Consider the following 1688-nt stretch of genomic DNA (forward strand, 5'->3'; position numbering starts at 1 on the left):
GTTGTGCACGGTGACCAACGTCGCGCCCTGCCAGTCGTAGCGGATGGCGACCAGTCCGCGCGCCCCGATGTCGAGGATGGTCCAGTCACCCCACCCGACCTCGGGCGTCTCCCTGCGCAGGCGGATCATGCGCTCGAACCAGTTGAGCAGCGAGCCGGGATCCCTGCGCTGTGCCCGGACGTTGACGTGCTCCGGCCCGTACTCGCCGCCGGGCAGGGGTCGGCGCAGGTCGCCAGGGTCCGCGGTCGAGAAGCCGGCTGACGGTTCATCGGTCCACTGCATGGGCGTACGCACCGAGCGGCGTCCCTCGACCGCAAGGTTTTCGCCCATGCCGATCTCCTCGCCGTAGAAGATCGTGGGGGTGCCCGGCATGGCGAACATCAGGCTGTAGACCAGGCGGATCCGATCCTCCTCACCGGCCAGCATCGGCGGCAGCCGCCGGCGCAGTCCGCGGCCGTAGATCTGCATGTCCTCCTCGGGGCCGAACGCCTCGAACACCTCCTGACGCTCGTCGTCGGTGAGCTTGTCCAGCGTCAACTCGTCGTGGTTGCGCACGAAGCTGGCCCACTGGGACGCGGCAGGCGCGGCGGGCAGCGACCGCAGCGCGTCGATGAACGGCTGCGCCACCCCGCGCGCGAGGCTGACGTACAGCGCCTGCATCGCCGGGAAGTTGAACAGCATCTGCAGCTCGTCGCCGTCCTCGTCCCCGAAGAACCGACCGAGCTGGTCGGGCGCCACGTTGACCTCGCCCAGCATGATGGCCTCGCCGGTCCGACGGGTGAGGAACTCACAGAGGTCGCGGAGGTAGTCGTGCGGTGCGATCTCCATCTCCTCGGCGATGCCCTCGGTCTCGAGGAAGAACGGCACGGCATCGACACGGAATCCCGACAGTCCCTGCGCGAGCCAGAACCCGATGACCTTGCGGATCTCGTCGCGGACCTCGGTGTTCGCCACGTTCAGGTCCGGCTGGTGCTCGAGGAACCGGTGGTGGTAGTACTGCCCGGCCGTGGCGTCCCACGTCCACGCACCCTCCTGCTCGCCCGGGAAGACCACCTCGTGCGGGCCCTCCTCGGGGATCTCGTCACGCCACACGTAGTAGTCGCGGTACCGCGATCCGGGATCCTCCCGGGCCGACCGGAACCACGGATGGTCGCTGGACGTGTGGTTGACGACGAGGTCGGCGATCACGCGGATGCCCCGGTCGCGTGCGGTCCGCATGAACTCGGTGAAGTCGCCGAAGGTCCCGAGGCGGTGGTCGATGGCGTAGTGGTCGCTCAGGTCGTAGCCGTCGTCGCGGTTCGGAGACGGATAGAACGGCATCAGCCAGATGCACGTCACACCGACGCCGGCGAAGTAGTCGACGCACTGCGTCAGGCCGGCGAAGTCGCCGATGCCGTCGCCGTCGGAGTCGTAGAACGTTTCGACGTCCAGGCAGTAGATGACGGCGTGCTTCCACCACAGGTCGGCGGTGCGCTCGAGGCTCATGTCGTGGCCCCCGGCCCGCCGTGTGCACCCTGCGTGCCCCCGGTCCGCACCTGAGGCAGTACGTGCTCGCCGAACGCCTCGAGGAAGGGCCGCTGCTGCTGGCCGACGTGGTGGATCCACACGCCGTCGAAGCCCAGGGCGATGACGTCGTGCAGCCAGGCCGCGTGGTACGCGAGATCGGCTGACACCTCGACGGAGCCGCG

General features: G+C 68.7%; 2 protein-coding genes. Both read right to left on the reverse strand.

Annotated elements, in window-relative coordinates; translation table 11 throughout:
* The coding region (locus VK923_11570) for an alpha-amylase family protein (protein HSJ45310.1) at positions 1 to 1485 on the reverse strand (1485 nt) is incomplete at its 3' end.
* On the reverse strand, positions 1482 to 1688 hold a 207-nt coding region (locus VK923_11575; GenBank protein ID HSJ45311.1), incomplete at its 5' end, for a hypothetical protein. The genes VK923_11575 and VK923_11570, both read right to left, overlap by 4 nt.

The sequence above is a fragment of the Euzebyales bacterium genome (assembly GCA_035461305.1).
Taxonomy (GTDB): domain Bacteria; phylum Actinomycetota; class Nitriliruptoria; order Euzebyales; family JAHELV01; genus JAHELV01.